Genomic DNA, 25,125 nt, shown 5'->3' on the forward strand with positions numbered 1-25,125 from the left:
ATGACGTCCACGGTCCCCGCAGAGACCGCAGCGCGTCAAAGCTCCCCCGGGACGGCGGACGGCCCCCGCCGCCGTCCCGGACGGATCCGCCGCATCGGACTGCCGTATCTGCTGCTCCTGCCCGCCCTGCTCCTCGAACTCCTGGTCCACCTGGTGCCGATGGTCATCGGCATCGTGATGAGCTTCAAGGAGCTCACGCAGTTCTACATCCGCGACTGGACCACCGCGCCCTGGAACGCCCTCGACAACTACAGGATGTCGGTGGACGTCAACGCCCCCGTGGGCGAGGCGCTCCTCCACTCGTTCCTGGTCACCCTCGCCTTCACGCTGCTCTCGGTCGGCCTGTGCTGGCTGATCGGCACGGCCGCGGCGATCTACCTGCAGGACACCTTCCGCGGCCGGGGCCTGCTCCGCGCCCTGTTCCTGGTGCCGTACGCACTGCCGGTGTACACGGCCGTCATCACCTGGGTGTTCATGTTCCAGCACGACAACGGCCTGGTGAACCACGTCCTGCACGATCAGCTCGGCCTCACCGACAAGCCCTCCTTCTGGCTGATCGGCGACAACAGCTTCGTCGCGCTGCTGACGGTGTCGGTGTGGAAGGGCTGGCCGTTCGCCTTCCTCATCGTCATGGCCGGGCTCCAGAACATCCCGAGGGAGCTGTACGAGGCGGCGGCCCTGGACGGCGCGGGCATGTGGCAGCAGCTCCGCCGCATCACGCTGCCGTCCTTGCGCCCCGTCAACCAGGTCCTGGTCCTGGTGCTGTTCCTGTGGACGTTCAACGACTTCAACACGCCGTACGTCCTGTTCGGCAAAACGGCTCCCGAGGCCGCGGACCTCATCTCGGTGCACATCTACCAGGCGTCGTTCGTCACCTGGAACTTCGGCACGGGATCGGCGATGTCCGTACTACTGCTGCTCTTCCTGCTCCTCGTGACGGGCGTATACCTCTGGCTCACCTCGCGCGGACGGAGGACCGCCGATGTCTAGCTCCCCGAAGTCCGGCTCCCCGACGCTCAGGTCCAGGTCCCCCATGGCTCCGCCGCGTTCCTTCCTCTGGTCCCGGCGGATCTTCCTCACCCTGCTCACCGGCTTCGTGCTGGTCCCCGTCTACGTCATGGTCTCCAGCTCGCTGAAGCCGCTCGCGGACGTCACGGGGAAGTTCCGCTGGTTGCCCAGCAGCCTCACCATCCGCCCGTACATCGACATCTGGTCGACGGTGCCGCTCGCCAGGTACTTCGTGAACTCGCTGATCGTGGCGGGCGCGGCGACGGTCTGCTCGGTGGTGATCGCGGTGTTCGCCGCCTACGCCGTCAGCAGGTACTCCTTCCGAGGCAAGCGCGTCTTCACGGTCACCGTCCTGTCCACGCAGATGTTCCCGGGCATCCTCTTCCTCCTCCCGCTGTTCCTCATCTACGTCAACATCGGCAACGCCACCGGCATCGCCCTGTTCGGCTCGCGCGGCGGCCTCATCCTGACGTACCTGACCTTCTCCCTCCCGTTCTCGATCTGGATGCTGATCGGGTACTTCGACTCGGTGCCGCGCGACCTGGACGAAGCCGCGCTGGTCGACGGCTGCGGCCCGCTCGGCGCGCTGTTCCGGGTGGTCGTGCCGGCCGCGATACCCGGCATCATCGCGGTCGCCGTCTACGCCTTCATGACCGCCTGGGGCGAGGTGCTGTTCGCGTCGGTGATGACCAACGACGCCACGCGCACCCTCGCCGTCGGCCTCCAGGGCTACTCCACGCTCAACGACGTGTACTGGAACCAGATCATGGCCGCCTCGCTGGTCGTCAGCGTGCCCGTGGTGGCCGGTTTCCTCCTCCTCCAGCGCTACCTGGTCGCCGGCCTGACGGCCGGGGCCGTCAAGTGACCGACTCTCCCGTCCGCGAAGGGACTTCAGTGACCATCGACCTCGCCGCCCTCCCGCACGACTTCCTGTGGGGCACGGCCACATCGGCGTACCAGATCGAGGGAGCCGTGGCGGAGGACGGCCGTTCCCCGTCGATCTGGGACACCTTCGCGCACACGCCCGGCAAGATCGACGGCGACGACCACGGTGACGTCGCCTGCGACCACTACCACCGCTGGCGCGAGGACATCGCGCTGATGCGCCGACTGGGCACGAACGCCTACCGGTTGTCGATCGCGTGGCCGCGCGTCGTCCCGGACGGCAACGGCCCGGTGAACCCCAAGGGCCTAGCCTTCTACGACGAGTTGGTCGACGGCCTGCTGGCGGCGGGCATCACCCCGTCCGTCACCCTCTACCACTGGGACCTGCCGCAGACGCTCCAGGACCGGGGCGGCTGGCCCGAGCGGGCGACCGCCGAGCACTTCGCGGCGTACGCCTCCGTCGTCGCCGAACGCCTCGGCGACCGCGTCACCCACTGGGCGACCCTCAACGAGCCGCTGTGCTCGGCGTGGATCGGCCACCTGGAAGGCAAGATGGCCCCCGGCCTGACGGACCTCACGGCGGCGGTCCGGGCCTCCTACCACCTCCTCCTGGGCCACGGTCTCGCCACGCAGGCCATCCGCGCGGCCGTCACGGACGCCGAGGTGGGCATCGTCACCAACCTCTCCACCGTCCACCCGGCGAGCGACCGCCCCGAGGACCTCGCCGCCGCCCGCCGTATGGACGGCCACACCAACCGCTGGTGGCTGGACCCGGTGCACGGCCGCGGCTTCCCGACGGACATGCGCGAGCTGTACGGAGTCGAACTCCCGGAACACGCAGGCGACTTGGAGTCGATCGCCGCCCCCCTCGACTGGCTGGGCCTGAACTACTACTTCCCGACAACCGTCGCCGACGACCCCACGGGCCCCGCCCCACACGCCCGCGCCATCCGCCGCCCCGACGTCCCGCGCACCGGCATGGACTGGGAGGTCGACGCGAACGGCATCGAGACCCTCCTCCTCCGCCTGACCGAGGAGTACGGCGCCCGCAAGCTGTACGTCACCGAGAACGGCTCCGCCTACCGGGACGTCGTACGCCCCGACGGCACGATTGACGATCCCGAGCGGCAGGACTACCTGGTCCGGCACCTGGCCGCCTGCGCGTCCGCTGCGCGGAAGGGTGCTCCGTTGGCCGGGTACTTCGCTTGGTCGTTGCTGGACAACTTCGAGTGGGCGTATGGCTACGAGAAGCGGTTCGGGCTGGTGCATGTCGACTACGGCACGCAGGTCCGCACGATCAAGGGCTCCGGGCATCGGTACGCGGACATCATTCGCGCGCACGGGGCACGGGACGAGCGCGCGGCCTGACAGTCGGAGTCGAGGCGGACAGCTCGCGCTGCGTCCGATCCGCACGGGCAAGCGGAAGGGGAGCGAGCACTGAGGTTCCGGAGGGCGGTGTCAGCGCAGTGTTGTGCCGATCCAATCTGCCGCCTGCTCGGGAGGCACCTGGGTGTCGACGCCGAGGACGTGGATCTCGCCGAGGCCGTCCCGTGGGCCATCGATGCGCAGAACGCGGTGGGCGTGCCCGCCGATCTGGGGATGGACGATCACCGAGGAAGGTGCCCCGGCAGGGGTGTAGCCGACGCTGTAGGTGAGGAGTTGGTGGACGTCGGCGGCGCTCACACCGTGACGGTCATAGCGCTTGTACTTGGCGTCCACCGGCAGCAGCCTGCGCTGCCCCGTGCCGGTTCCGGGCAGGCTGAGAAGGACATCGGGCCGGAAGTTCGAGGCGTTGCCGAGGTCTCCGCGGACGGTGATTCCGTTCTCACCGCTGCTGGGGACAGCGTGTCCGCCGTAAGGGGCGAGTGCCTGGGCAGCGAGACGTCGTACGACGGCTTCCCAGAGGTCCGGCATGGGCAGCAGGAGGCCCTCCGCCGTGATGCCGTTGTCGGTGAGGAGGTCGGTGATCCCTCCTCCCCGCAGCAGCAACCGGGCCCAGGTGTGGGCTGGGCGGTAGCGGGAGTTCAGGCGGGTGTACTGGATGCGGTCCAGGGCGCGGAGGGCCGCGTCCGGGGTGGTGTCGTGCGGAAAGACTCCGGCGATTCCGTGCAGGTCGCGGGCGAGGTCGGAGTGGGTGGTGAGGGGGATCGCCGCCCGCACAGCGGTGCCCAGGACACGGTTGTCCCAGATGTCGGTCTCCCGGTCGAAGGCGCGTATGTGCAGTTGGTCGAGCTGCCCGTAACGGCGGGTGGCCTGGGCCGCGAAGTCCAGGCGCCCCCGGAGCACCGGTTCGAGGCTCTGGCGCCGTACGTAGTCACGTCGCAGCCCGTCTCGCACCAGTTTCTCGCACTGTTCCAGCAGGGCCGCGGCCACCAGGTCGGCATAGCCGTCGGGGGCGGTGGCCCAGCGTCGTGACGTCGCCGGGACAGGCGCGGGGGCGTTCAGAGCGTAGGCGAGCCAGCTGATGAGCCGCTCGCCCGGGATGGCGAACTTGGGCTCGACTACGAGCCGGACGCGGTCCAGGACCAGGACCCCGACGGTCGCGTCGGCCTTGAGCCGCCACCCGGATCGGTCCGCGTCCAGGGTGAGGCGGCCGCGTGCCTGGAGAGCCCGCAGACGGTCGACGTCTCGTGGAGTGAGCTGTTCCCAGTCGAGTCGCCCGGAGGCGTATTCGCCGAGGCGGATCTCGGTGTGGTCACGCATCGGGGTCCGGATCGCCGCTGGTGAACTCGCTTGCCAGGGCGGTGGCGAGGTCCTGGGAGGACATGAGCGCCGGGCGTCCCGTCTTCTCGTCGACCAGGCTGCCGAGGATGCGGTGCAGCAGGTCGGCGCGGCCGAGGCAGTAGTCCTCCAGGAGCGGGATCACCTCGTGGTGGAAGGCGGCGGCGAGGTCGTCCTCGGTTGCGATGGGCTCGCCGTCACGCAGCAGGTAGGCGTGCCCTATCTGGTGATCGGCATCGAGATGGCCGGCGATGCGGGTGTTGAGGGACTCGAAGAACGCCGCCAGATCCAATGGGCCGATGGTGCCGGACACGGCGTCCGGGTCCGGGCCGACGGGCAGGAAGGCGAAGCGGCGGCGTACGGCGGCGTCGAGGTGGCTGATGCTGCGGTCCGCCGTGTTCATCGTCCCGATGACGCGGACGTTCGGCGGCACGGAGAAGCGTCGCCCACTGACGGACAGGGCGAGCGGCAGGCTGCGCTTGTCGAGTTCGAGGAGGGTGATCAGTTCGCCGAAGATGCGGGGCAGGTCGCCCCGATTGATCTCGTCGATGATCAGCAGGAATGTCTGTTCCGGGTGGGCGGACGCCCGGCTGCACAGCGTGTGGAACAGGCCGTCGGTGAGGGCGAGAGTGAGGCCGGGGCCGGTAGCGCTGAGGTCCGGTTTGAAGCCCTCCACGAAGTCCTCGTAGCCGTAAGAGGGATGGAAGGTCACCATGTGGACCCGGTCACCGTTCAGGACCTCGGTCTGCGCAGCCTCACGCTGCGCCGACTCGGCGTTGATCGCGTCCGCGCGGCCGGCCAGGGCGAGGGCGGTACTGAGCGCTAGGCGGGTCTTGCCGGTGCCGGGCGGGCCGTGCAGGATCACCTGGCCCTTGCGCTTCAGGGCGTCCAGTACGGCCTCCACCTCCTCTGGCGGCGCGGGCTGTTCGTCGATGGACGACGGGGCGGTCGACGCGGGTGCGGTGGAGTCCGGGCGGTGGGCCGTGAACTGGGCGAACAGGGAGGGGGAGACCTTGGCGAAGGTGGACCGCCAGCCGTGCTGCGGCTTCGACAGTTTCTGCGCGTGGGAGAGGTCCCAGGACACCGGAACCACATGCGAGTATTCCGGGCGCTCGGGGGCGAAGCGGTACCCTCCGGTGACCGTGCCGGTGGCGAGGACCTCGTCGACTCCGCGGTTCGCCACGATGCGGTCGCCGGCCTCCAGGTCCCGGAAGGCCAGCAGCCTGCGCGCGGTGGTGAGGCTGCCGCCGCTGCCACGGGGCCAGCGCAGGTCGTGGGCGTCCTTGAGCTCCCTGTCGCTCTGGTACTGGCCCAGGTCGCCGAGTTCGTCCCATCCCACGCAGATGAAACCGCCGTCACGGCACTCCTCCCACAGCCGGCCGCGCTCGCCCGGGGCGATCTTCCAGATGGCGCGCTGCTGAGAACGGGGATTGAAGCTCCCGTAGAGGAAGCGCATCACCTCGTACCCGCTCCATCCCTCGAACTCCTCCCGGGACCGGACGAGTTCGAGGAGCTTGCGGTTGCTGCGCCAGGCCGAGGAGTCCGACTCCGCCGTGCCGCCCAGCAGGGTGAGGAACTTGCGCAGGTGCTCGGTCGCGAAGATGGGCAGGAAGTGCTCGGGGAAATACGTCGCCAGTGATTTGGTCACCAACGTCGGTCCGTACCACAGGACTTCGAGGTCATCCACCGCGTCGAAGTCGCCCGAGGCCGCCGCCTGCAATGCCTGGGTGAACTGCTCCCGCAGACGCTCCCAGGCAACCTGCGGATCCAACCCGCGCAGAGGTGCCGCCAGGCGCCACTCGCCGGAGTTGTGGCGGTATATGATGTGCTTCGCCGCGCTGCCGCCTCTGATGCTGCCGAGGTGCAGGGTGCCGAACTCCATGAGCCGGCAGTACGTCATCGTCGACCCGGACGGGTCCAGCCCCAGGGCGTAGCGCTCCAGCGGCAGGGCAGCCCATTCCTCCAGGGGGAACAGATCCAGTACCTGCTTGCGCTCGTCCTCGATGGCGGCCTGGACCTCTGAGACGGTGCCCCGGTCGAACTCGGCTGCGGCCGCCCACACATCCACCGTTTCGGTCATGGGGATCATGATGGCGGACGGTCGACGTCTCCGTCCTTGGCTCCGGGAGGTCGGCCGGGCTTCGGTTGCGGACTCAGTACGGGTTCTGGATGAGCCGGTCGTTTCGGGGAGCGTGCCTTCGTCGAGGGGAGCCGCCTTGCGTGTGGAGGTCGCCGTCATCGAACAGGCCATCCATGTACGGGACTCCAAGGGCGTGATGCGCCCGCCTTTCACGGTCGGGCATGAGGAGTGGTCGCGGTTCGTGGCGTTCGCGGCGCGGGCCTGAGCCGTGTTCGTCCCGGCGGTCGCGTGATCGCGTACGCCGCCGGGGCAACGGGTCAGTGGAGGTCGGGTCCGCCCGCCTCGGCTATCTCGGCGAGCAGGCTGATCTCCTCGTCGGCTTCGTCCGCGGCATCCGGGCCGTCCGGGCTGGTGTCGGGAAACGATCCGGCTGTCTCTTCGTCAGCGAGATGCGGATACTTCTCCAGGAGGAACCGCCGCCGGTATGCCACCTCGGCGGCGTCGACGATCCCCTCCAGAGTGGTCCAGTTGAGGGTGCTTCCCACGACGATCCCGAACGCGGGTACGGCCTTGCCGAGCCCCTTCTTGGTGAGTCGGAAGCCGAACGCCTTCGCGAACTGCTGGGAGACCTTGGTGACGACCGCGTCGTTGAGGACCTCCCACGTCTTGCCGCGGAAGAGCGCTTGGGTGAGCCGCGAGATGTCGGCCATCGCGGCGTTCTTGGCGGTTGCCGAACTCGCCGTCCCGACGTTGACGACCGACATCACGAACAGCTTCTCGGCGGGCTCCTCGGGGTCGTAGCCGTAGAACAGCGAGACCTGGCCGACGGCACGGGACGCGAGTCCGAGGACGACCGCGGTGTCGGCGACGAACGCGCCCGCGATCGCACCCCCCGAAGGTGCTGCCGCGGCACCGGCGGAGGCGGCGATGGCGAGCTGTCCTCCGGAGATCACCAGCCCCGCACTGGCTCCCGAGAGCGCCGCGGCGGCCGGGTAATACAGGCTCGCCGCCCGTCCACGGACCGCGTCGATCTGCTGGAGGTCGAGGCGGCGCAGGTCGGACAGCGACGCGACATCGTGCCCGCGCTTCTTGTGGAGCGCCACCACGCGCTTGGAGGACAGGCCCGCTCGCGAGGCCCGCCCCACCGTCTGCCGTACGGACTGAAGGGCGGTGCCGCTCCAGTCCGGGAGGCGGTCGGCGGCCCCGCGCGCCCCGGCGCCGACCTTTTGAGCGCCCTTGGCGACGACTTCCTGTCCCCGCGAGAGCGCCGACTTCGCCCGTGGGTGGTTCTCCAGTTGCTTCGAGGCACGCTTGCCGAGTTCCGCGACACCGCCGGCCACTTGCTCGCTGGCGTTTCTCATCGCTCGTGACAGGGGGCGGCCCTTGAACTGCTGGACGGCACGCCATGCGTCTACTTCGTAGTCCGAGGGCAGCTGATCGGGCTGCTGCGGGTACTGCGGGTTGCTCATGGTCCGTGGCGCTCCTGTCTGCGGGGCGAGTTGTCAGGCGGAGTGGCGGGGGCCGTGGCCGAGGGGGCGGGGTGAGGGTGGAGGTGTATGTCTCGCCTTCGACGAGCGGGTTCTCCAGGGTGAGGCCGGCGGTGGCCATGCGGTCGTACTCGGCGACGATCAGTTCCTTGGTGCGGCACGTGCCGCGGTCACCATGCCCCGCCTATGTGACCAGCCGTACTCGTCCTCAGGACTGTGTCCGTCCCGCATGCCTGAGTATCGTCCAATGCCGCCTCCACGCACCCCCGTTGGGCAAGGTCACGCGATCGGGTGATGTTCCCGGCTGCGGGCACGAGAGGGAGTACGCGGTCGTTCTGGCTGGTGAGAAGGGATTTGCACGCCAACGCACAACACTGGGGCACACATGGGTCTGTCTTTTCAGCGTAGGCCGGACGGCACCGTAACCGGTCGCAACCTCGACACAGGCTTCACCGTGACGGATGCGGACGAGGAGGAGGTTCAAGCGCCGCCTGTACGAGGACGCGGGCTGGGATTACACCCCTCCGCCACCTCCCGTGCCGCCTGGATACCACCGATTCGCCCTGGTGGACGAAGCATTCGACGGCGGAGGATTCGATGCCGCGCGGTATGCGCGCCTGCGTGAGAGGCCGCCTGCCGGGTGTGAGCCCGTCGACTGGGGATGCTTTGCCCTGAAGTGCGAGCGGCCCGGGGTGACGCTGTGGGAAGCGGTGGCGGACACGGTCTCCGAGGTTCGGCGCGATCACGGCGTGCTGATGAGCGGCCTCGGTATCGAGAAGGTCCACGAGTGGTTCGATGCCACGAAGAACGGATACGGGGCGGAGATCGCGGCCCAGTTGGTGCTGATGGGCGTCTACCGTGCCGCACTGCTCGGCTACGGTCGCTCGGACTTGATCCGGCTACTCGACGCGACGGGCGTCCAGTAGCCGAATCAAAGAAGGCAGCGGGGTCAGCTCAGCAGTCCCGAAACTCCGCCGACTGATTCAACACCTGGGCCCGCACAGAAGTGAACCGCGCATACGTCTCCCCATCCCGCGCCTCCGCCCGGAACGCAGCCACCCGATGGCAGTTCTGGAAGGCGAGGGTCACGCCGAAGTGGCGCTCCAGGCTGCCACGGATCGCGTCGCTGGCAAGGGCGCGCAGGAGTTGGCCGCGTTCCTGCTCGGACGGGGGAGGGGTCTGGTTGTCGGTGAACTCGGCCGTGCCCTCGCGGAGTTCGGTGGCGAGTGAGGCGATGAGGTCGTAGGCGTACGGCAGGGAGGTACGGACGGTGTCCACGAAGTCCTCCTCGCGGATGTCACCGTGTTCGGCTTCGGCGAGGAGCTTCGGGGAGACGTCGAGAGACATGTGCGTGTGTTCCTGTCCTATTCCGGGGGGGAGGGGTGGTAATGGGGTGGGGGCGGTCGTCGTCAGGCCAGTCCCGCCGGCCCCGGCACGAACTCCGGGTCCACCTGCGCGGCCAGATCCTGCCCCGTCCTGTCGTCCCCCCACGCGCGCGCGTTGCGCAGGTGGAACTCGACCGCGTGGCCGTGGGTCGTGGGCCAGTCCTTGGGGCAGGCGTCGACCGCCTCGCGCAGGATGTTCAGGGCGTGGACGTTGTGGGACTCCAACTCGCCCTGCTCCCGGCCCTGTTCGGCCGCGCGGACCCAGGGGGAGTGGACCAGGTGGGTGAGGAGGTCGTCGCCGACCTCCCCCTTGAGGAAGAGCAGGTCGTCCTCGCCCGTCACCTTGTTGCCGATGACCGCGATGCGGATGCCGAACTCCCGCGCGTGGTCGCGGTACTGGCGGTACACCGAGACACCCTTGCGGGTGGGCTCCGCCACCAGGAACGTCATGTCGAAGCGGGTGAACAGGCCCGACGCGAAGGCGTCCGCGCCCGCCGTCATGTCGACGACCACGTACTCGCCGGGGCCGTCGACCAGGTGGCCGAGGTAGAGCTCGACCCCGCCGAGCTTGGAGTGGTAGCACGCCACCCCGAGGTCGCTCTCGTCGAACTCGCCCGTCACCATCAGCGGCACGTCCCCCACGCGCCGGACGTGCCGCGCGTGCAGCTCGTCGTCGCCGAGGGGACGGAGGAGGCGGGAGCCGCGGCCGGGCGGCGTGGTCTTGATCATGGCGTCGGCGGAGGGGATGCGCGGGTTGGTGCCGCGCAGGAACTCCTTGATGTCCCGCAGGGCGGAGCCGAGCGGTGGGGCGGCCAAGGCGTCGCCGTCGTGGCCCAGTGCTTCGGCGAGGTGCTGGTTGATGTCGCCGTCGATGGCCAGGACGGGTGCGCCGGAGTGCGCCAGGTGGCGGGAGAAGAGCGCGGACAAGGTCGTCTTGCCGCTGCCGCCCTTGCCGACGAACGCGATGCGCATCAGCGGCACCCCGACTTCGCCATCAGAGTATCCTTTTTGAAAATGGATGTCATGTGGCAAGGTTGGAGGCGATCTTCGATCACTGTCAAATCGCTTGAGCCGTAAGGGGATTGGATGGCGGGGAGGGGTGGGCGGAAAGCCCTTTCGTGCTTGATGCCTATGATGTGCAAGTGCATGACTACAGCATCAGGGCGGCCAGCCCGGACGACCTCGACGGTGCGCGAGCCCTGATGCTCGACACCGTCTACCACGACTTCGGCACCGGCTATGTGCCCCGCTGGCACGCGGACATCATCGACCCGGCCGCCGCCTACCTCGCGCCGCCCCGCCACACCCTCCTGGTCGCGATCGACCCGCGCGACAACGGTGTCGTTGCCACCGCCGCCCTGGACTCCCGCGGTCCGGCCCACCCGCCGAACCCGCGCGACCTCGCCGAGCGTTACCCCTCCGGCGAAACCGCACAGCTGCGCCGCGTCTATGTGCGCGCCGAGCACCGTCGGCGCGGCCTCGCGCGGCGGCTCGTCGCCGAGCTGCTCGGCTTCGCCGGGGCGGACGGCGGCTACCGAGCCGTCTATCTGCACACCGACCCGAAGGTGCCCGGCGCCGAGGGCTTCTGGCGCTCGCTCGGCAAGGTCGTGCACGACGAACGCGAGGACATCGGCGGCGGCAACGGCGTCGTCCACTTCGAGATACCCATGGAGCGATAGACCGTGCGACGCCGACTCCGCCCGCTCCTCGCCCTCGTACTGGCCCCCGTGCTGGCCGGCTGCTTCGCCTCCGGCGGCGGCTCCGACGCGGCGGGCGACGCCCAGGACGGCTCCCGCCTCCGCGTCGCCCTCGCCTTCCCGCCCGCCGAGAAACTCTCGCCGTACGGCGCCGACGCCACCATCCTCAGCCGCCTCGGCGTCACCGAGGGCCTGACCGCGCTGGACGCCAACGGCGCCGCCGCCCCCGCCCTAGCCGCCTCCTGGCGCCAGCAGGACGACCGCACCTGGCTGTTCACCCTGCGCGAGGCCACCTTCCAGGACGGCTCCAAGGTCACCCCGGCCGCGGTCGTCGCCGCCCTCACCCACGCCACACGGGCCAAGCCCGCCCCGGCCGCCCTCTCCGGCGTCACCCTCACCGCCAAGGCCGACGGCGACAACGGTGTACGGATCACCACCGGGGACCCCGACCCGATCCTGCCGCTGCGCCTGTCCAGCCCGTCCCTCGCCGTCCTCGCCGCCAAGGCGTACGGCAAGGCGGACGCCCAGGGCGTCGACCCGGTCGGCACCGCCACCGGGCCCTTCCAACTCACCAAGGTCATGGGCACCACCGCGGCCACCCTCGACCGCTACGACGACTACTGGGGTGGCCGTGCCCAGGCCACCGGCATCGACGTGAAGTTCGTCGCCGACGGCACCGCCCGCGCCAGCGCCCTGCGCACCGACCAGGTCGATCTCGCAGAGGCGATCCCCGTCGCGCAGGCCGCCACCCTCGACAAGGAAACCGTCGAGGCGACCGCCACCACCCGCACCACGAGCCTTCTCCTCAACACCGAGAAGGGCGCCTTCAAGGACGCCGCGCTCCGGGCCGCCGCCCGCCAGGCCGTCGACACCTCCGCGCTCGCCAAGGGCGTCTACGAGGGATACGCCGACCCCGGCGCCGGCATCTACGGGCCCGCCGTCACCTGGGCCTCCGGCAAGCGGACCGAGCCGGTCGGGCGCGCGAGGGCGGGCAAGCCGGACGGGACGCGGATCACCCTCGCCACGTACGACAACCGGCCCGAACTGCCGGAGGTCGCCCAGGTGCTGAAGCAGCAGTTGGAGAAGGCCGGGTTCGAGGTCACGCTGGAGGTGCGCGAGTACTCGCGGCTGGAGAGCGACGCGCTCGCCGGGAAGTTCGACGCCTTCGTCGGCGCCCGCAACAGCCTCGTCGACACCGGCGACCCCGTCGGCGTCCTCGCCAGTGACTTCACCTGCGACGGCAGCTACAACCTGGCGCTGCTGTGCGACAAGGACGTCGACCGCGCCGTGGTCGAGGCCGCGGACATCGCCGACACCGACAAGCGGCAGGACGCGGTCATGGCGGCCGAGGCGCGGATCCTCGGCACGGACGCCGTCGTACCGCTGATCCACCAGCGCATCATCACCGGCGTCGCGACCTCCGTCACCGGTGCGCTCCTCGACCCGTACGAGCGCACCCTCGTCGGCATCGGCACCCGGCGCTGATCCATGCGGAGCCAGGCAGTCACGCTCCTTTGGCGTGCGGGGATCGCGGCCGCCCTGGTGTGTGCCATCGGCGTTCTGCCCTGGCTGACGCACACCGACCCGGCGCTCACCGTGCTCAAGGCCCGTTCGGCGGACCGCGACCCCACGCCCGAGGTGCTGGCGGACATCCGCGCCCAGCTCGGCCTGGACGCGGGCCCGTCGCATCTGCTCGGTGAGTGGCTGGGCGGGCTGTGGCGCGGGGACACCGGCCGGTCATGGATCTCCGGCAGCGAGGTCACGCCCGCCGTGCTCCATGCCCTGGGTGTCTCCCTGCTGCTCATGGTGGTGGCCCTCGCGGTCGCCACCGTAACCGCCGCACTTATCTGCGCGCGCACCCTGTGGCTCGGTGCCCAACGGCGCCTCGGCGAACGACGGGCGGGAGGCAGCGGCTCCGCCGTTCTCGCCGCGCTGCCCGAGTTCCTCACCGCGTCCGTCCTCGCCACCGTCGTCGGCGTACAGCTCGGCTGGCTGCCCGCCCTCGGCTGGTACGGCCCCCAGTGGACGCTCCTGCCCGCCCTCGCCCTGGGCCTCCCCGCCGGGGCCGTCCTCGGCCGCCTCCTCGACGACCTCCTCCCCGGCGCCTTCGCCGAGCCCTGGGCACTGGCCGCCACCGCACGCGGACTGCCCGGCCGTACGGTCGCCCGCCAGGCCCTGCGCCGCTGTCTGCCCGGACTGCTGCCCAACACCGGCCTGTTCGTCGTCGGACTGACCGGCGGAGCGGTCACCGTCGAGCAGATCTTCGACATCCCCGGCCTCGGCCGCACCACCCTCCAGGCAGCCCTCGCCCAGGACCTGCCCGTCCTCCAGGCCGGCACACTCGCCCTCGTCCTGCTCGCCGCGGCCGCCGCCGGACTCGCCCACCTGCTCGCCCGCCTCCTGATCGGCCCGGCCCTGCGCGACGGCGCCCTGCCGTCCCTGCACCGCCCGACACCACCCGCCCGCAGGTTCCTGCCTTTCTTGTACGGCGGCCTGCTCGTCGGAGTCATCGCCCTCGGCCTGCCCCGCGACCCGCTGGCCCTCGACACCACCGAGCGACTCACCTCCCCGTCCTGGGCGCACCCGTTCGGCACCGACGCCCTAGGCCGGGACGTCCTCGCCCGCGTCGGCCACGGCGCCCTCGACACCCTGCTGCTCGCCGTCGCGATCACCGCGGCCACCGTGCTCACCGGACTGGCGCTGGGCCTGCTGCCCCGGCTGTCCGGCCCGCTCGTCGACACCGTCACCGCGCTGCCGCCGGTCCTCGTCGCCCTCCTTGTCACCGCGGTCGTCGGCAGCGGAACCGCCACGCCCGCGCTCGCCGTGGCCGCCGTAGCCTGGGCACCGCTGGCCGCCCACACCTCCGCCCTGCTCAGGCAGGAACGCGCCGCACTCCACCTGACCGCCACCCGCGCCCTGGGCGCCGGCCCCTGGTACCTCCTGCGCCACGAACTCCTCCCCGCCGTCGTCCCGCCCGTCACCCGCCACGCCCTGCTCCGCCTGCCCGGCATCGCCCTCGCGCTCGCCTCGCTGGCCTTCCTCGGCCTGGGCGCCCAGCCGCCCTCCCCGGAGTGGGGCCTGCTCCTCGCCGAGAACCAGCCCTACGCCGAGCGCGCCCCCTGGGCGGTCCTCGCCCCCGCCGCCGTACTCGCCCTGCTGGGCGCGCTGGCGGTGACGGCGGCCGGAGGGGTAGGGCGCGGGCGACGCCGTAGCCGTAAGGCGGACCCCATCGAGCCGCTGCCCGAACGGCCGTCGGACACAAGGGAGTTGGTGGCCACCCGATGACGCGTCTGACACTCACCTCCCGTTTCCGCAAGGCAGCTCAGGACCGACCCCGCCTCTCCCCCCTCCTCCGGCTTCTCATCCTCACCCAACTCGCCTTCAACATCGGCTTCTTCGCCGTCCTGCCCTTCCTGGCCGAGCACCTGGGACAGGCCGTCGGCATGGCGGGGTGGCTGGTCGGCTTCGTGCTGGGGCTGCGGACCTTCAGCCAGCAGGGTCTGTTCGTCGTCGGTGGCGCGCTGTCCGACCGTTACGGGATCCGCCCGGTCGTCCTCACAGGATGCGTGCTGCGGATCGCCGGATTCGCCTGGCTCGGGTACGCGCATCAGACATGGGCGGTCATCGGCGCGGTGCTGCTCATCGGATTCGCCGCCGCGCTGTTCTCGCCCGCCGTGGAGTCCGAGGTGGCCCGACAGGCCGTGGTGTGGGAGGAGTCGGGCGGCGGCTCGCGCACCCGCATCCTCGCGCTGCTGACCGTGGCCGGACAGGCGGGTGCGTTCGTCGGGCCGCTGCTGGGCGCGCTGCTGCTGTCGGTGGACTTCCGCACGGTCTGCCTCGCCGGCGCCGGAATCTTCGTCCTCGTCCTCGCCGGGCACGCCTGGCTGCTGCCGCAGCACATACCCGGGCGCGGGGGAGTGCGGTTCCGCGGCGGCATGGGGAAGCTGCTGCGCAACCGCCGCTTCCTCGCGCTGTGCTGTGCGTACGGTGCCTATCTGCTCGCCTACAACCAGCTCTACCTCGCCCTCCCCGACGAGGTCGAGCGCGCGACGGGCTCCCAGACGGCGTTGGCGTGGCTGTTCGCGCTGTCCTCGCTGCTGGTGGTGGTCGCTCAGCTGCCCGTCACCCGCTGGGTGGGGGAGCGGCTCACGCTGCGCCGGTCCATGGTGGCCGGACTGCTGCTGATCTCGGCGGGATTCGCGGTCGTGGCCGCGGCACGGCCCGCCGAGCGGACCGGAACGGCAGGTCTGTTGCCCGCGGCCGGTTTCGTCGTCCTGCTCACCCTCGGCCAGATGCTCGTCGCACCGGTCGCCCGCGCCTGGGTCCCCGACCTCGCCGAGGAGGGCCGACTCGGCCTCTACACCGGCGCGTTGTCCTCGGTCTCCGGCCTCATCGTCCTCCTCGGCAGCTCAGCCATGGGCACCCTCCTGGACACCGGCCTCCCCGCCGCCGTGCCGTGGCTGGTGCTGGCGGCCGTACCACTCGCGGCGATCGCCTTGCTGCCGCGCAGATAAGACGGCGCACCCCTCAACGGCGCCGCATCCGCGCCCCGTTCCTGAGACCAGCCGCCTGCTCCCCCGACTTGTGGCTTGCCCGGCATCAAGGGGCGAGGCTGGGTGAGGCCGCTCACCCGCGCTGGCGGGGTGCCGCTGCGCCCACCCGTGCCGCCCCAGCGGCACGACTGCCCGCAGCTACGCAGGCTGCAGCGACCAGCGACCAGCGACCTGGCGGAGATGGCGCGTACCCTTTCGGCGCGGCAGTCGCGTACGGCGCTGAGGTGATCCGGCGTTGGGAGTGACAGGTACCCCTGTGGCGCGGCAGTCGCGTACGGCGGGAAGGCGATCCGGCGTGGGGTTGGCGCGTACCCCTTCGGCGCGGCAGTCGCGTACGGCGCGAAGGCGATACAGCGGGGACGGCGTGTACCCGCGCGTGCCGCAGTCGCCCCCGACGCGGCCCCGACCCACCACACATCCGCAGGCGCTACGCGTACCCCCACCAAACCCGCACAGGCGCCGCAGGCATCCCCACCGCAACCACCCCCTCCCGCTTGACGGCTCACCACCTTCAGGACGCCACCAGCTCCCGCACCTCAGGAACCGAGACGACCTTCTCCGTCCTCGACGTCCGGTACAGCCACAGGATGTCCCGGCCGAACGACCAGACCAGCGCCGCCAGAGCCACCCCGGTGACCGCGAACGTCGCCGCGAACGGGAGGTAGCCGGACGCGGCCAGCAGCAGGAACACGCCCTGCATCGCGGCGACCGTCTTGCGGGCCGTGCTCGGCGGGAGCGGCGCGTTCAGCCAGGGCCAGACGCGGGCGGCGGCGACGAAGGCGTAGCGCATGGTGCCGATGAGAAGGACCCAGGGGCCCAGCGACATCGAGAGGTACACGCTCAGCACGAGGATCAGGAACGCGTCGACCTCCATGTCGAAGCGTGCGCCCAGGGCGGTGGACGTGCCGGTGCGGCGGGCCACCTTGCCGTCCACGCCGTCGAGGATCAGGGCGACCGCCGTCAGGCCCACGAACAGCGTGACGGGCAGTGAGCTCTGGAAGAAGGAGTCCGCCACCAGCGCCGTGACACCGCCCACCAGCGTCGCGCGCCCCAGGGTGACCCGGTTGGCCGGACCGAAGGAGCGCAGCCGGGACCGGTGCAGGGCCAGCGAGAGCAGCGCCCAGGTGGCGATGGCGAAGACGAGGCCGGTCAGCAAGCCCGCCGGCCCCATGCCGATCGCCGATCCGAGCAGGGCCAGCAACAGGATCTGCACGCCCGCTCCCACAGCGGTCTCCTGCTGGACCAGCCTCGCGTCGTAAGTGTTGTTCAGGGCCACCGCACATTCCTCCGGCCAGATGACAGAGTCGATCAAGGCCGCGTACTGTGCGCGACCTGTGCACTCCTCGGTACGTGCACAGCTTCACGATCGTTCAGGAGGATTCTGATGAACCGCACCGCACGTGCGTTCTGGCTCAGCTCTCCGGGTGAAGGAGAACTCCGGGAGGTCACCCTTCCGGAAGCGGGCGAGGACGACGTGCTGGTGCGGTCGCTGTACTCCGGGGTCAGCCGGGGCACGGAGACACTCGTGTTCCGCGGCGGCGTCCCGCAGAGCCAGCACGCGGCCATGCGGGCGCCGTTCCAGGAGGGCGAGTTCCCCGCACCGGTGAAGTACGGCTACCTCAGCGTCGGGATGGTGGAGGAGGGGCCGGCTGAACTCGTCGGCCGTACGGTCTTCTGCCTGTACCCGCATCAGACGCGCTACGTCGTCCCCGCGAGCGCCGTGACCGTCGTACCGGACAACGTGCCCGCCGCACGCGCGATCCTCGCCGGCACCGTAGAGACCGCCGTCAACGCCCTGTGGGACGCGGCTCCCCTGGTCGGCGACCGGATCGCCGTGGTCGGCGGCGGCATGGTCGGCTGCTCGGTGGCCGCCCTGCTGGCCCGCTTCCCGGGCGTACGGATCCAGTTGGTCGACGCCGATCCGAGCCGGGCCGAGGTCGCCGAGGCCCTCGGCATCGGATTCGCCTCGCCCGAGGAGGCGCTCGGCGAGTGCGACCTGGTCGTCCACGCCAGCGCCACCGAGCAGGGCCTCACCCGGTCCCTGGAACTGCTCACCGCCGAGGGCACGGTCCTCGAACTCAGCTGGTACGGCGACCGGCAGATCAGTCTGCCGCTCGGCGAGGCCTTCCACTCCCGGCGGCTCGTCCTGCGCAGCAGCCAGGTCGGCACCGTCTCTCCGGCCCGCCGCGCCAGCCGCACCTACGCCGACCGGCTCGCCCTGGCCCTCGAACTGCTGGCCGACCCCGCCCTTGACGCGCTCGTCACGGGGGAGAGCGCTTTCGCCGAGCTGCCCGAGGTGATGCCGAAGCTCGCCTCCGGGGAGATCCCGGCGCTCTGTCACCGCGTCAGCTACGCGGACACGCCCTGACGGACTCGTTCATTCCCGGACGACAAGAGCGCCTGACCTGAGAAAAGAGTGAGAGACGGCTGAACGCGGGGAAGCGAAGAGCCGTACTACACAACATCCCCGGCATCGATCAGCGGGGATGAGGAGCGCACCGCACCTGGAGGGTCGTCCGTTGTTCAGCATCACCGTCCGCGATCACATCATGATCGCCCACAGCTTTCGCGGCGACGTCTTCGGACCCGCGCAGCGCCTGCATGGAGCGACGTTCCTGGTGGACGCCACGTTCCGGCGTGAGCAGCTGGACGACGACAACATCGTCGTCGACATCGGGCTGGCCACGCGGGAACTGGGTGCCGTCGTCGGCGAGCTGAACTACAGAAACCTCGACAACGAGCCCGACTTCGCCGGGATCAACACCTCCACCGAGTTCCTGGCCAAGGTCATCGCCGACCGGCTGGCCGAGCGGATCGAGAAGGGCGCGCTGGGCGAGGGCGCCAAGGGTCTCGCGGGCCTCACCGTCACGCTGCACGAGTCGCATGTCGCGTGGGCGAGTTACGAGCGTGCGCTGTGACCGACACCATGATGGAAAAGACGGGGCCGGCCACGCTCGGCTATGTGCCCGTGCAGCACTCCGTCCTGAAGAACGCCGAGATCATCCCCATGTCCCTCAGCTCCGTGCACTTCGTCATGCCGGGCGGCGTCGACGACCAGGCCGCGCCGAGCGGGGGCAACGCCTATGACCGGCGCGTGAGTCTGGACCTGCCCGGCTTCGGCTGGCAGGTGCACAAGCACGCGGTCGACGGCAGCTGGCCCCGGCCCGGGGCGGCGGCCCGTGCGGAACTCGCCCGCACGCTGCGGGAGTTCCCGGACGGCACGGTCGTCCTGCTGGACGGACTGGTCGCCTGCGGCGTCCCGGAGATCATCGTCCCCGAGGCGGAACGGCTGCGTCTCGCCGTCCTCGTCCACCTTCCGCTCGGCGACGAGACGGGGCTGGAGCCCGCCGTCGCCGCGGAGCTGGACGCCCGGGAACGCACGGTGCTGCGCGCCGTCCCCGCGGTCATCGCCACCAGCGACTGGGCGGTCCGCCGCCTGGTCTCCCACCACGGGCTCGCCCCCGACCGGGTCCATGCCGCCGCCCCCGGCGCCGACATCGCGCCCCTCGCGTCCGGCACCGACGGGGTGTCGCGGCTGCTGTGCGTGGCCGCCGTGACGCCGCGCAAGGGACAGCACCGGCTGGTGGAGGCACTGGCCACGGTGACCGACCTGCCGTGGAGCTGCCTGTGCGTGGGCGGGCTGAACCAGGACCCCGGTTACGTGGCCGCACTGCGGTCCCTGATCGCGAAGCACGGCCTCGAGGACCGGCTGATCCTGGCGGGCCCGCAGGCCGGCGCCGAACTGGACGCCAGCTACAACGCCGCCGACCTCATGGTGCTCACCTCCTACGCGGAGACGTACGGCATGGCGGTGACGGAAGCCCTCGCGCGCGGTATCCCCGTGCTGGCGTCGGACGTCGGCGGCGTCCCGGAGGCGGTCGGCGTGGCCCCCGACGGCGGCGTTCCCGGCATCCTCGTCCCGCCGGAGAACCCCGCCGCGATCGCCGCCGAACTGCGCGGCTGGTTCGGCGAGGCCGACGTACGACGCCGACTGAAGGCGGCGGCCCGGGGACGCCGGGCCGCCCTGAACGGCTGGGCCGGCACGGCCCGCAGCCTGGCCGCGGTACTGGGCCGACTGCCGAGCGAACCCCGGAGGGCGGCATGAGGAAGACAGCGACGACACAGAGCGAGGTGACGATTCCGGCCCAGCCGGGACCGAGGGACGCCACCGACGCCGCCGACTCGACGCGACGGGGGCCGGAGGGCGGGGCGGTTGCCCCGCCGCAGAGCGGGATCGTTTCAGCAGGGGGCGACATGAGCGGTGTGTCCGTACCGGCCGAGTCCGACGCCGACGCCGTGATCCTCGGCGCGGGTCCCGGCTTCCGTCCCGGTGAGCGGGCCACCGTACGCCTCCGGGACGCCGGGCCCGACGACCCGCCCCGCTACGCCCCCGAGTGGCTGGAGCTGCGTGAGGGCGCCGACGCCGCCGCGCGGGCGCACGAGTTGCTCGACCCCTTGCGGATCCGGCTCGCCAACCTGCCCGGAAAGGCCGGCCTGGTCATCCACGACGTGGGCTGCGGCACCGGCTCCATGGGCCGCTGGCTCGCGCCCCACCTGGACAGCGCCCAGCACTGGGTCCTGCACGACCGCGACCCGTACCTCCTGCACTTCGCCGCCGTGGCCTCCCCGCGCTCCTCCGCCGACGGCAGCCGTGTCACGGTCGAGACGCGCCGTGGCGACATCGGCCGCCTCACCCCGGACGCCCTCCTCGGCGCCTCGCTGGTGACGGCCTCCGCGCTGCTCGACGTCCTCACCCGCGAGGAGATCGACACGCTCGCCGCCGCCTGTGCCGGCGCGGGCTGCCCGGCGCTGCTGACGCTCTCCGTCGCGGGCCGCGTCGAGTTCACCCCGTCCGACCCGCTGGACGCGGAGATCGCCGAGGCGTTCAACGCCCATCAGCGGCGCTCGGGTCTGCTGGGCCCGGACGCGATCACCGCGGCGGCCGAGGCCTTCTCCGAGCACGGCGCGACCGTCCAGGTGCACCCGAGCCCCTGGCGGCTGGGCCCCGGCGAGTCGGCGCTCACCGCCCAGTGGCTGCGCGGCTGGGTCGGCGCGGCGGTCGAGGAACGACCCGAACTGCGCGAGCGCGCCGACCGTTACCTGAGCGAGCGCCTCGCCGCCTGCCGGGCCGGTGAGCTGCAGGTCGTCGTTCACCACAGCGACCTGCTGGCACTGTGCCGCCCGACGGGCGGAGCGTCATGAGCGTGGAGACGGTGGCCAGGGTCATCGAGGGGTCGGCTGTGGGCGAGGCCATGGTCCTGGCCCCCGCCGCCCCCGTCGCCCCGCCGGCACCCAAGCCCGAAGCCGTCTCCCCCTCCCGCATCGGTGTCATCGTCACCGAGCCCCGCCCGGCTGCGGCCACCCCCGGCGCACCGCGCCCCCGCACGCCCCTGCGTACTTCCCTCCGCGCCGTCCTGTCCCGCCTCAACACGCCCACCGTCCGCACCCACCTGGGCACGGTGGTCGGCATCGCGATCCTCGTGGTGCTGTTCTGGCGGCTCGGAACCGGTGTCTTCCTCGACGGCCTGCGGCGGATCGACGGGGCGGCGCTGGCGGGGGCGCTCGGAATCGGGCTCGTGACCACCGTGTTCAGCGCGTGGCGTTGGCAGTTGGTGGCGCGCGGACTGCGCATCAGGTTGCCTCTCGGGTCGGCCGTCGCCGACTACTACCGTGCCCTGTTCCTCAACGCGGCCCTTCCCGGCGGAGTCCTCGGGGACGTCCACCGGGCGGTGCGACACGGGCAGAGCACCGGTGACCTGGGACGCGGTGTCCGCTCGGTGGTGCTGGAGCGGACGGCCGGTCAGGTCGCGCTCGCGGCCGTCGGCGTCGTCGTCCTGCTGACCATGCCGTCCCCGGTGCTGAACGAGGCCCGCGACCTCACGCCCGTCCTGCTGTTCGCCGCGGCGGGCGCGTTCGCCGTCGTGGCCGCCGTGCGCATGAACCGTGCGCCGTCCCGCCGTGACCGGTCGAACCTGACGGCGCTGCGCAGCACGCTCGCCGAGGCGCGGGAAGCCCTGCTGTCCCGTCGCAACGGGCCCGGTGTCGCCGTCTCCTCGGCCATCGTTCTCGCCGGCCACCTCGCGACGTTCGTGCTCGCCGCCCGGGTCGCCGGCACCACCGCCTCCGTGGCCGTCCTGCTGCCGCTCGCCGTGCTCGCCCTGCTCGCGATGGGCCTGCCCCTGAACGTAGGCGGCTTCGGCCCCCGGGAGGGCGTCACCGCCTGGGCGTTCGGCGCGGCCGGACTGGGCGCCGGCAGCGGACTGGCCGTCTCCGTCGTGTACGGCGTGCTCAGCTTCGTGGCCGCCCTGCCCGGCGTCCTCGTCCTCGTCGCCCGCTGGTACACCGGCCTGCGCGCCGGCTCCGGGACCGCCGTCACCGAGGCGGCCCCGGAACCCGACCGCTACGCCCTTGCGTCTCCTGTGTCCCGTACGGAATCGTCCGCGGAGGTCAGCAGTGACACATACGCGCCGAAGGAATCCGCGAGGCTCGCCAGCAGGCGCTTCCCCTTTTCCGCAGAACCCAGTGAAGGACGGCCTATGACCCCCGAATCGGTATAGCCGGACATACCGAGGGTCAAGAGATGACGGCGGTCGTCCGCCACGAAATCGGAAGTCTCATAACCGGGTCGGATCAATTCGGGATGAGTGTGCAGAAGGATGGAGGTCTCAATTTCCCCCGCGTGCATGTCGGTGAGCAGCGAGGTCTCCACTCCCGCCCGCTCCCGCGCCGCCTCCCAGTCCTCCGGGGCCGGGAAAAGTGCCATTCGCTCGCCCCGCGCGGAGGACTCCTGAACGACATTGCCCAGTACGTAGTTTCCGCCGTGTCCGTTGACGAGCACCAGGGCGTCGACGCCCGATCGGCGGAGTGAAGCCGCTATGTCCCGTATCACCGCATGAAGGGTCACGGAGGAGATGCTGACGGTCCCCGGCCAGGCCGCGTGCTCGTGCGAACAAGAGATCGTCACGGGTGGAAGGAGGTGCACCGGGTGTGTGGCGGCGATCTCGCGCGCGATGGCGCAGGCCACGAGCGTGTCGGTCGCCAGCGGCAGGAACGCGCCGTGCTGCTCGAAGCTCCCGACGGGCAGGACCGCGACCTGTCGTGAGACGCCCGCTCCCCGCGTCCGTACGTCTTCGGTGGTGTCCGCCGGCACCAGCGAGTGCGCCGCCGGCTGCGTCTGCGAATCACTCATCTTTTTCCGGCCTTTCGTCTCTGCTTAGGATCTGAAGAATCATGACAGAAAAAATTGGTGTCCTCGGCAAGAAGTCCGCACCGCGGACGCAGCGTTCCGGCGTGGAACGCGTGGTGAATGCCCCCTTGCCCACCGTGTACGGGGAATTCCGCGCGATCGGCTACCTCGACCACGACCGCGGTGACGAGCAAGTCGCCCTCGTCTACGGCGAGATCGGCACGGAGGACGTGCTCACCCGGCTGCACTCCGAGTGCCTGACGGGTGACGCGTTCGGCTCCCAGCACTGCGAGTGCGGCGACCAGCTGGCCTCGGCCCTGCGCGCGGTCGTCGCCGAAGGCAGCGGCATCGTCGTCTATCTGCGGGGCCACGAGGGCCGTGGCATCGGTCTGCTCGCCAAGCTGCGCGCGATGGCCCTCCAGGCGGAGGGACTGGACACCGTCGAGGCCAACCTCGCGCTCGGCCTGCCGGTGGACGCCCGCGACTACGGTGTCGCCGCCGAGATCCTGCACGACCTGGGCGTCGACTCCGTCCGGCTGATGTCGAACAACCCGCGCAAGCGGGAGGCGTTGGTGCGGCACGGGATCCAGGTGGCCGAGCAGGTTCCGCTGCTGATCCCGCCGTGCGAGAACAACATCACCTATCTGCGGACCAAGCGGGAGCGGCTCGATCATCACCTGCCGCATCTGGATGCGGTGGCCCATCTGTCCTGACTGTTGTGTCATCGGTTGTCTGCGGCGCCGTCGTGGCTGGTCGCGCCCCGCGGCGGAGCCGCATGTCGACACAGTCCCGCGCCCCTTGGGGGCGCGGCCGAACCGTTGGCATCCGGGAGGTGCGCCGGTGAACACGCACGCGAGGGCGTGTGACCGATCTCAGTCGCCGGTTACCGCCTCGTGCATGAGGCGCTTCAGGTCCTGGAACATGGTGTGTGAGGTCCTCGGCCGTACCTGCGTCATGAACTGCACCGTCAGGTCGCGGCCCGGGTCGACGAAGAACGTCGTGGTCGCCACCCCGCTCCAGCCGTAAGTGCCGAGGCCGGCCGGTGCCTTGGTGCGGGTCGGGTCGATCACCACGGAGACACCGAGGCCGAAGCCGAGGCCGTCGTTGCCGGACTCGTCATGCGCGGGACGGCTGCCGAAGGCGCGCAGGTCGGCGCCGCCCGGGAGCTGGTTGGACGTCATCAGGTCCACGGTCGCGGGGGCCAGCAGACGGGTGCCGTCGAGTTCGCCGCGGCGGCGCAGCAGCTCCATGAAGCGGTGGACGTCGTGTGCGGAGGCCGCCATGCCGCCGCTGCCGGACAGGAAGCGGGGCCGGCCGCGCAGCGGGAGGCCGGGGATCGGCTCGATACCGCCGCCCTCGGTCTCGCCGTACAACTCCGCGAGCCTGCCCGCCTGTTCGTCGCTGACGCAGAACCCGGCGTCGGTCATCCCGAGCGGCCTGAAGATCCGCTCCGCGAAGAACGCGTCGAGCGGCTGCCCGGACACGACCTCGATGACCCGGCCCAGGACATTGGTGGCGACCGAGTAGTTCCACTGCGTTCCCGGCTCGAACTGCAGCGGCAGGCTCGCGTACACGTCGACCGTCTCGGCCAGGTCGGAGCCCGGCACCACCGCGGCCTCCAGGTTGGCGTCGCGGTAGAGGGCGTCGACGGGATGCGTGTGGTAGAAGGCGAAGGTCAGTCCGGCGGTGTGGGTCATCAGGTGCCGGACGGTTATCGGCCCGTCGGCGGGGCGGGTCACGGCGCCGGCGCCGGATCCGCTGACGTACACCCGGGGCTCGGCGAAGGCGGGCAGATGGCGGCCGACCGGGTCGTCGAGCGACAGCTTGCCCTCCTCCACCAGCAGCAGCGCGGCGACCGAGGTGACCGGCTTGGTCATGGAGTAGATCCGCCACAGTGTGTCGGCCCCGACGGACAGCCCGGCCGCGATGTCCCGGTGGCCGTGCGCGGTGAGGTGGGCGACGCGTCCACCGCGGGCGACGGACACCAGGTAGCCGGGCAGCCGCCCCTCGTCGACGTAGTGGGCGAAGTACTGGTCGAGGCGGTCCAGTGCCTTCGCGTCCAGTCCGACCTCACTCGGGTCGACCTCTTGTGTCAGCAGTGCCATCGCTCTCCTCCGAATACG

The 25,125-nt window shown here is 70.9% G+C and carries 22 protein-coding genes and 1 pseudogene; 15 read left to right on the forward strand and 8 right to left on the reverse strand.

What is annotated here, in order from left to right:
* Genes BLU79_RS13295 through BLU79_RS13305 form a run of 3 tightly spaced genes read left to right on the forward strand, consistent with a single transcriptional unit; the run spans window position 1 to window position 3,261 of the window.
* Complete coding sequence (locus BLU79_RS13295; RefSeq protein WP_093906042.1) at window positions 1-990, forward strand: carbohydrate ABC transporter permease; 990 nt, start codon at window positions 1-3, stop codon at window positions 988-990.
* A 43-nt stretch (window positions 991-1,033) separates the two neighbouring features.
* Window positions 1,034-1,873: a carbohydrate ABC transporter permease gene (locus BLU79_RS13300; protein WP_093905910.1), complete on the forward strand. Its 840-nt coding sequence runs from the start codon at window positions 1,034-1,036 to the stop codon at window positions 1,871-1,873.
* A 29-nt stretch (window positions 1,874-1,902) separates the two neighbouring features.
* Window positions 1,903-3,261 (forward strand): GH1 family beta-glucosidase, encoded by a 1,359-nt coding sequence (locus BLU79_RS13305; protein ID WP_093905911.1) that lies wholly within the window; start codon window positions 1,903-1,905, stop codon window positions 3,259-3,261.
* A 90-nt stretch (window positions 3,262-3,351) separates the two neighbouring features.
* Here BLU79_RS13305 and BLU79_RS13310 read toward each other — a convergent pair whose 3' ends face one another.
* Together BLU79_RS13310 and BLU79_RS13315 are read right to left on the reverse strand one after the other, a co-directional pair.
* On the reverse strand, window positions 3,352-4,596 hold the full coding sequence (locus BLU79_RS13310; RefSeq protein WP_093905912.1) for an McrC family protein: 1,245 nt from the start codon (window positions 4,594-4,596) through the stop codon (window positions 3,352-3,354).
* Window positions 4,589-6,694 (reverse strand): AAA family ATPase, encoded by a 2,106-nt coding sequence (locus tag BLU79_RS13315; protein ID WP_093905913.1) that lies wholly within the window; start codon window positions 6,692-6,694, stop codon window positions 4,589-4,591. Before BLU79_RS13315 ends, BLU79_RS13310 begins: the two co-directional genes overlap by 8 nt.
* A 142-nt stretch (window positions 6,695-6,836) precedes the next feature.
* Between BLU79_RS13315 and BLU79_RS48975 the strand changes: the two genes are divergently transcribed.
* Window positions 6,837-6,959 carry a DUF397 domain-containing protein gene (locus tag BLU79_RS48975; protein WP_371131861.1) on the forward strand — a complete coding sequence of 41 codons (123 nt, stop codon included), beginning with the start codon at window positions 6,837-6,839 and terminating at the stop codon, window positions 6,957-6,959.
* Window positions 6,960-7,011: 52 nt separating this feature from the next.
* Here the strand turns inward: BLU79_RS48975 and BLU79_RS13325 are convergent, their stop codons facing one another.
* Window positions 7,012-8,163: an EcsC family protein gene (locus BLU79_RS13325; RefSeq protein ID WP_093905914.1), complete on the reverse strand. Its 1,152-nt coding sequence runs from the start codon at window positions 8,161-8,163 to the stop codon at window positions 7,012-7,014.
* Between the two features lie 710 nt (window positions 8,164-8,873).
* Between BLU79_RS13325 and BLU79_RS48980 the strand changes: the two genes are divergently transcribed.
* Window positions 8,874-9,107, forward strand: coding sequence for a hypothetical protein (locus BLU79_RS48980; protein ID WP_256333283.1), 234 nt, complete (start codon window positions 8,874-8,876; stop codon window positions 9,105-9,107).
* 28 nt (window positions 9,108-9,135) lie between these two features.
* On the opposite strand, the gene BLU79_RS13335 is transcribed toward BLU79_RS48980, so the two are convergent.
* Window positions 9,136-9,528 carry an SCO5389 family protein gene (locus BLU79_RS13335; protein WP_093905915.1) on the reverse strand — a complete coding sequence of 131 codons (393 nt, stop codon included), beginning with the start codon at window positions 9,526-9,528 and terminating at the stop codon, window positions 9,136-9,138.
* Between the two features lie 62 nt (window positions 9,529-9,590).
* On the reverse strand, window positions 9,591-10,538 hold the full coding sequence (locus BLU79_RS13340; RefSeq protein WP_093906044.1) for an ATP-binding protein: 948 nt from the start codon (window positions 10,536-10,538) through the stop codon (window positions 9,591-9,593).
* 170 nt (window positions 10,539-10,708) lie between these two features.
* Here BLU79_RS13340 and BLU79_RS13345 point away from each other — a divergent pair, with 170 nt between their 5' ends.
* Genes BLU79_RS13345 through BLU79_RS13360 form a run of 4 tightly spaced genes read left to right on the forward strand, consistent with a single transcriptional unit; the run spans window position 10,709 to window position 15,777 of the window.
* Entirely contained in the window at window positions 10,709-11,245 is a 537-nt protein-coding gene (locus BLU79_RS13345; RefSeq protein WP_093905916.1) for a GNAT family N-acetyltransferase, read from the forward strand.
* A 3-nt stretch (window positions 11,246-11,248) separates the two neighbouring features.
* Window positions 11,249-12,748, forward strand: a complete 1,500-nt coding sequence (locus BLU79_RS13350) for an ABC transporter substrate-binding protein (RefSeq protein ID WP_093905917.1) — start codon at window positions 11,249-11,251, stop codon at window positions 12,746-12,748.
* A 3-nt stretch (window positions 12,749-12,751) separates the two neighbouring features.
* Complete coding sequence (locus BLU79_RS13355) at window positions 12,752-14,548, forward strand: ABC transporter permease subunit (RefSeq protein WP_093905918.1); 1,797 nt, start codon at window positions 12,752-12,754, stop codon at window positions 14,546-14,548.
* Window positions 14,545-15,777 carry an MDR family MFS transporter gene (locus tag BLU79_RS13360; RefSeq protein WP_093905919.1) on the forward strand — a complete coding sequence of 411 codons (1,233 nt, stop codon included), beginning with the start codon at window positions 14,545-14,547 and terminating at the stop codon, window positions 15,775-15,777. Before BLU79_RS13355 ends, BLU79_RS13360 begins: the two co-directional genes overlap by 4 nt.
* A gap of 550 nt (window positions 15,778-16,327) precedes the next feature.
* Here BLU79_RS13360 and BLU79_RS13365 read toward each other — a convergent pair.
* Window positions 16,328-17,092 carry a CDP-alcohol phosphatidyltransferase family protein gene (locus BLU79_RS13365; RefSeq protein ID WP_093905920.1) on the reverse strand — a complete coding sequence of 255 codons (765 nt, stop codon included), beginning with the start codon at window positions 17,090-17,092 and terminating at the stop codon, window positions 16,328-16,330.
* Window positions 17,093-17,200: 108 nt separating this feature from the next.
* Here BLU79_RS13365 and BLU79_RS13370 point away from each other — a divergent pair, with 108 nt between their 5' ends.
* The 5 genes and pseudogenes from BLU79_RS13370 to BLU79_RS48985 form a co-directional block, all read left to right on the forward strand.
* Window positions 17,201-18,184, forward strand: coding sequence for a zinc-dependent alcohol dehydrogenase (locus BLU79_RS13370; RefSeq protein ID WP_093905921.1), 984 nt, complete (start codon window positions 17,201-17,203; stop codon window positions 18,182-18,184).
* Window positions 18,185-18,335: 151 nt separating this feature from the next.
* The gene (locus BLU79_RS13375) at window positions 18,336-18,734 is read left to right on the forward strand and encodes a 6-pyruvoyl trahydropterin synthase family protein (protein WP_093747920.1); all 399 of its coding nucleotides are present in this window, start codon (window positions 18,336-18,338) and stop codon (window positions 18,732-18,734) included.
* Between the two features lie 8 nt (window positions 18,735-18,742).
* Complete coding sequence (locus BLU79_RS13380; protein WP_093906045.1) at window positions 18,743-19,921, forward strand: glycosyltransferase family 4 protein; 1,179 nt, start codon at window positions 18,743-18,745, stop codon at window positions 19,919-19,921.
* Window positions 19,918-21,018 (forward strand): class I SAM-dependent methyltransferase, encoded by a 1,101-nt coding sequence (locus tag BLU79_RS13385; RefSeq protein ID WP_093905922.1) that lies wholly within the window; start codon window positions 19,918-19,920, stop codon window positions 21,016-21,018. The genes BLU79_RS13380 and BLU79_RS13385 overlap by 4 nt, the downstream gene beginning before the upstream one ends.
* A 50-nt stretch (window positions 21,019-21,068) precedes the next feature.
* Window positions 21,069-22,070, forward strand: a pseudogene (locus BLU79_RS48985) (lysylphosphatidylglycerol synthase transmembrane domain-containing protein); the annotation flags it as partial.
* 146 nt (window positions 22,071-22,216) lie between these two features.
* Here BLU79_RS48985 and BLU79_RS13395 read toward each other — a convergent pair.
* Window positions 22,217-23,005, reverse strand: a complete 789-nt coding sequence (locus BLU79_RS13395; RefSeq protein WP_093905924.1) for a creatininase family protein — start codon at window positions 23,003-23,005, stop codon at window positions 22,217-22,219.
* 41 nt (window positions 23,006-23,046) lie between these two features.
* Here BLU79_RS13395 and ribA point away from each other — a divergent pair, with 41 nt between their 5' ends.
* Complete coding sequence (ribA, locus tag BLU79_RS13400; RefSeq protein ID WP_093905925.1) at window positions 23,047-23,715, forward strand: GTP cyclohydrolase II; 669 nt, start codon at window positions 23,047-23,049, stop codon at window positions 23,713-23,715.
* A 159-nt stretch (window positions 23,716-23,874) separates the two neighbouring features.
* On the opposite strand, the gene BLU79_RS13405 is transcribed toward ribA, so the two are convergent.
* Entirely contained in the window at window positions 23,875-25,107 is a 1,233-nt protein-coding gene (locus BLU79_RS13405; RefSeq protein WP_093905926.1) for a serine hydrolase domain-containing protein, read from the reverse strand.
* Window positions 25,108-25,125: the final 18 nt, after the last annotated feature.

The organism is Streptomyces sp. cf386, from assembly GCF_900103585.1.
Lineage (GTDB): Bacteria > Actinomycetota > Actinomycetes > Streptomycetales > Streptomycetaceae > Streptomyces.

Coding starts and splice junctions, on each gene's coding strand:
- BLU79_RS13360 (WP_093905919.1), top strand. CDS start 14,545: ATGACGCGTCTGACACTCACCTCCCGTTTCCGCAAGGCAGCTCAGGAC.
- BLU79_RS13300 (WP_093905910.1), top strand. CDS start 1,034: ATGGCTCCGCCGCGTTCCTTCCTCTGGTCCCGGCGGATCTTCCTCACC.
- BLU79_RS13355 (WP_093905918.1), top strand. CDS start 12,752: ATGCGGAGCCAGGCAGTCACGCTCCTTTGGCGTGCGGGGATCGCGGCC.
- BLU79_RS13310 (WP_093905912.1), bottom strand. CDS start 4,596: ATGCGTGACCACACCGAGATCCGCCTCGGCGAATACGCCTCCGGGCGA.
- BLU79_RS13395 (WP_093905924.1), bottom strand. CDS start 23,005: ATGAGTGATTCGCAGACGCAGCCGGCGGCGCACTCGCTGGTGCCGGCG.
- BLU79_RS13315 (WP_093905913.1), bottom strand. CDS start 6,694: ATGACCGAAACGGTGGATGTGTGGGCGGCCGCAGCCGAGTTCGACCGG.
- BLU79_RS13405 (WP_093905926.1), bottom strand. CDS start 25,107: ATGGCACTGCTGACACAAGAGGTCGACCCGAGTGAGGTCGGACTGGAC.
- ribA (WP_093905925.1), top strand. CDS start 23,047: ATGACAGAAAAAATTGGTGTCCTCGGCAAGAAGTCCGCACCGCGGACG.
- BLU79_RS13380 (WP_093906045.1), top strand. CDS start 18,743: ATGATGGAAAAGACGGGGCCGGCCACGCTCGGCTATGTGCCCGTGCAG.
- BLU79_RS13385 (WP_093905922.1), top strand. CDS start 19,918: ATGAGGAAGACAGCGACGACACAGAGCGAGGTGACGATTCCGGCCCAG.
- BLU79_RS13295 (WP_093906042.1), top strand. CDS start 1: ATGACGTCCACGGTCCCCGCAGAGACCGCAGCGCGTCAAAGCTCCCCC.
- BLU79_RS13325 (WP_093905914.1), bottom strand. CDS start 8,163: ATGAGCAACCCGCAGTACCCGCAGCAGCCCGATCAGCTGCCCTCGGAC.
- BLU79_RS13335 (WP_093905915.1), bottom strand. CDS start 9,528: ATGTCTCTCGACGTCTCCCCGAAGCTCCTCGCCGAAGCCGAACACGGT.
- BLU79_RS13340 (WP_093906044.1), bottom strand. CDS start 10,538: ATGCGCATCGCGTTCGTCGGCAAGGGCGGCAGCGGCAAGACGACCTTG.
- BLU79_RS13370 (WP_093905921.1), top strand. CDS start 17,201: ATGAACCGCACCGCACGTGCGTTCTGGCTCAGCTCTCCGGGTGAAGGA.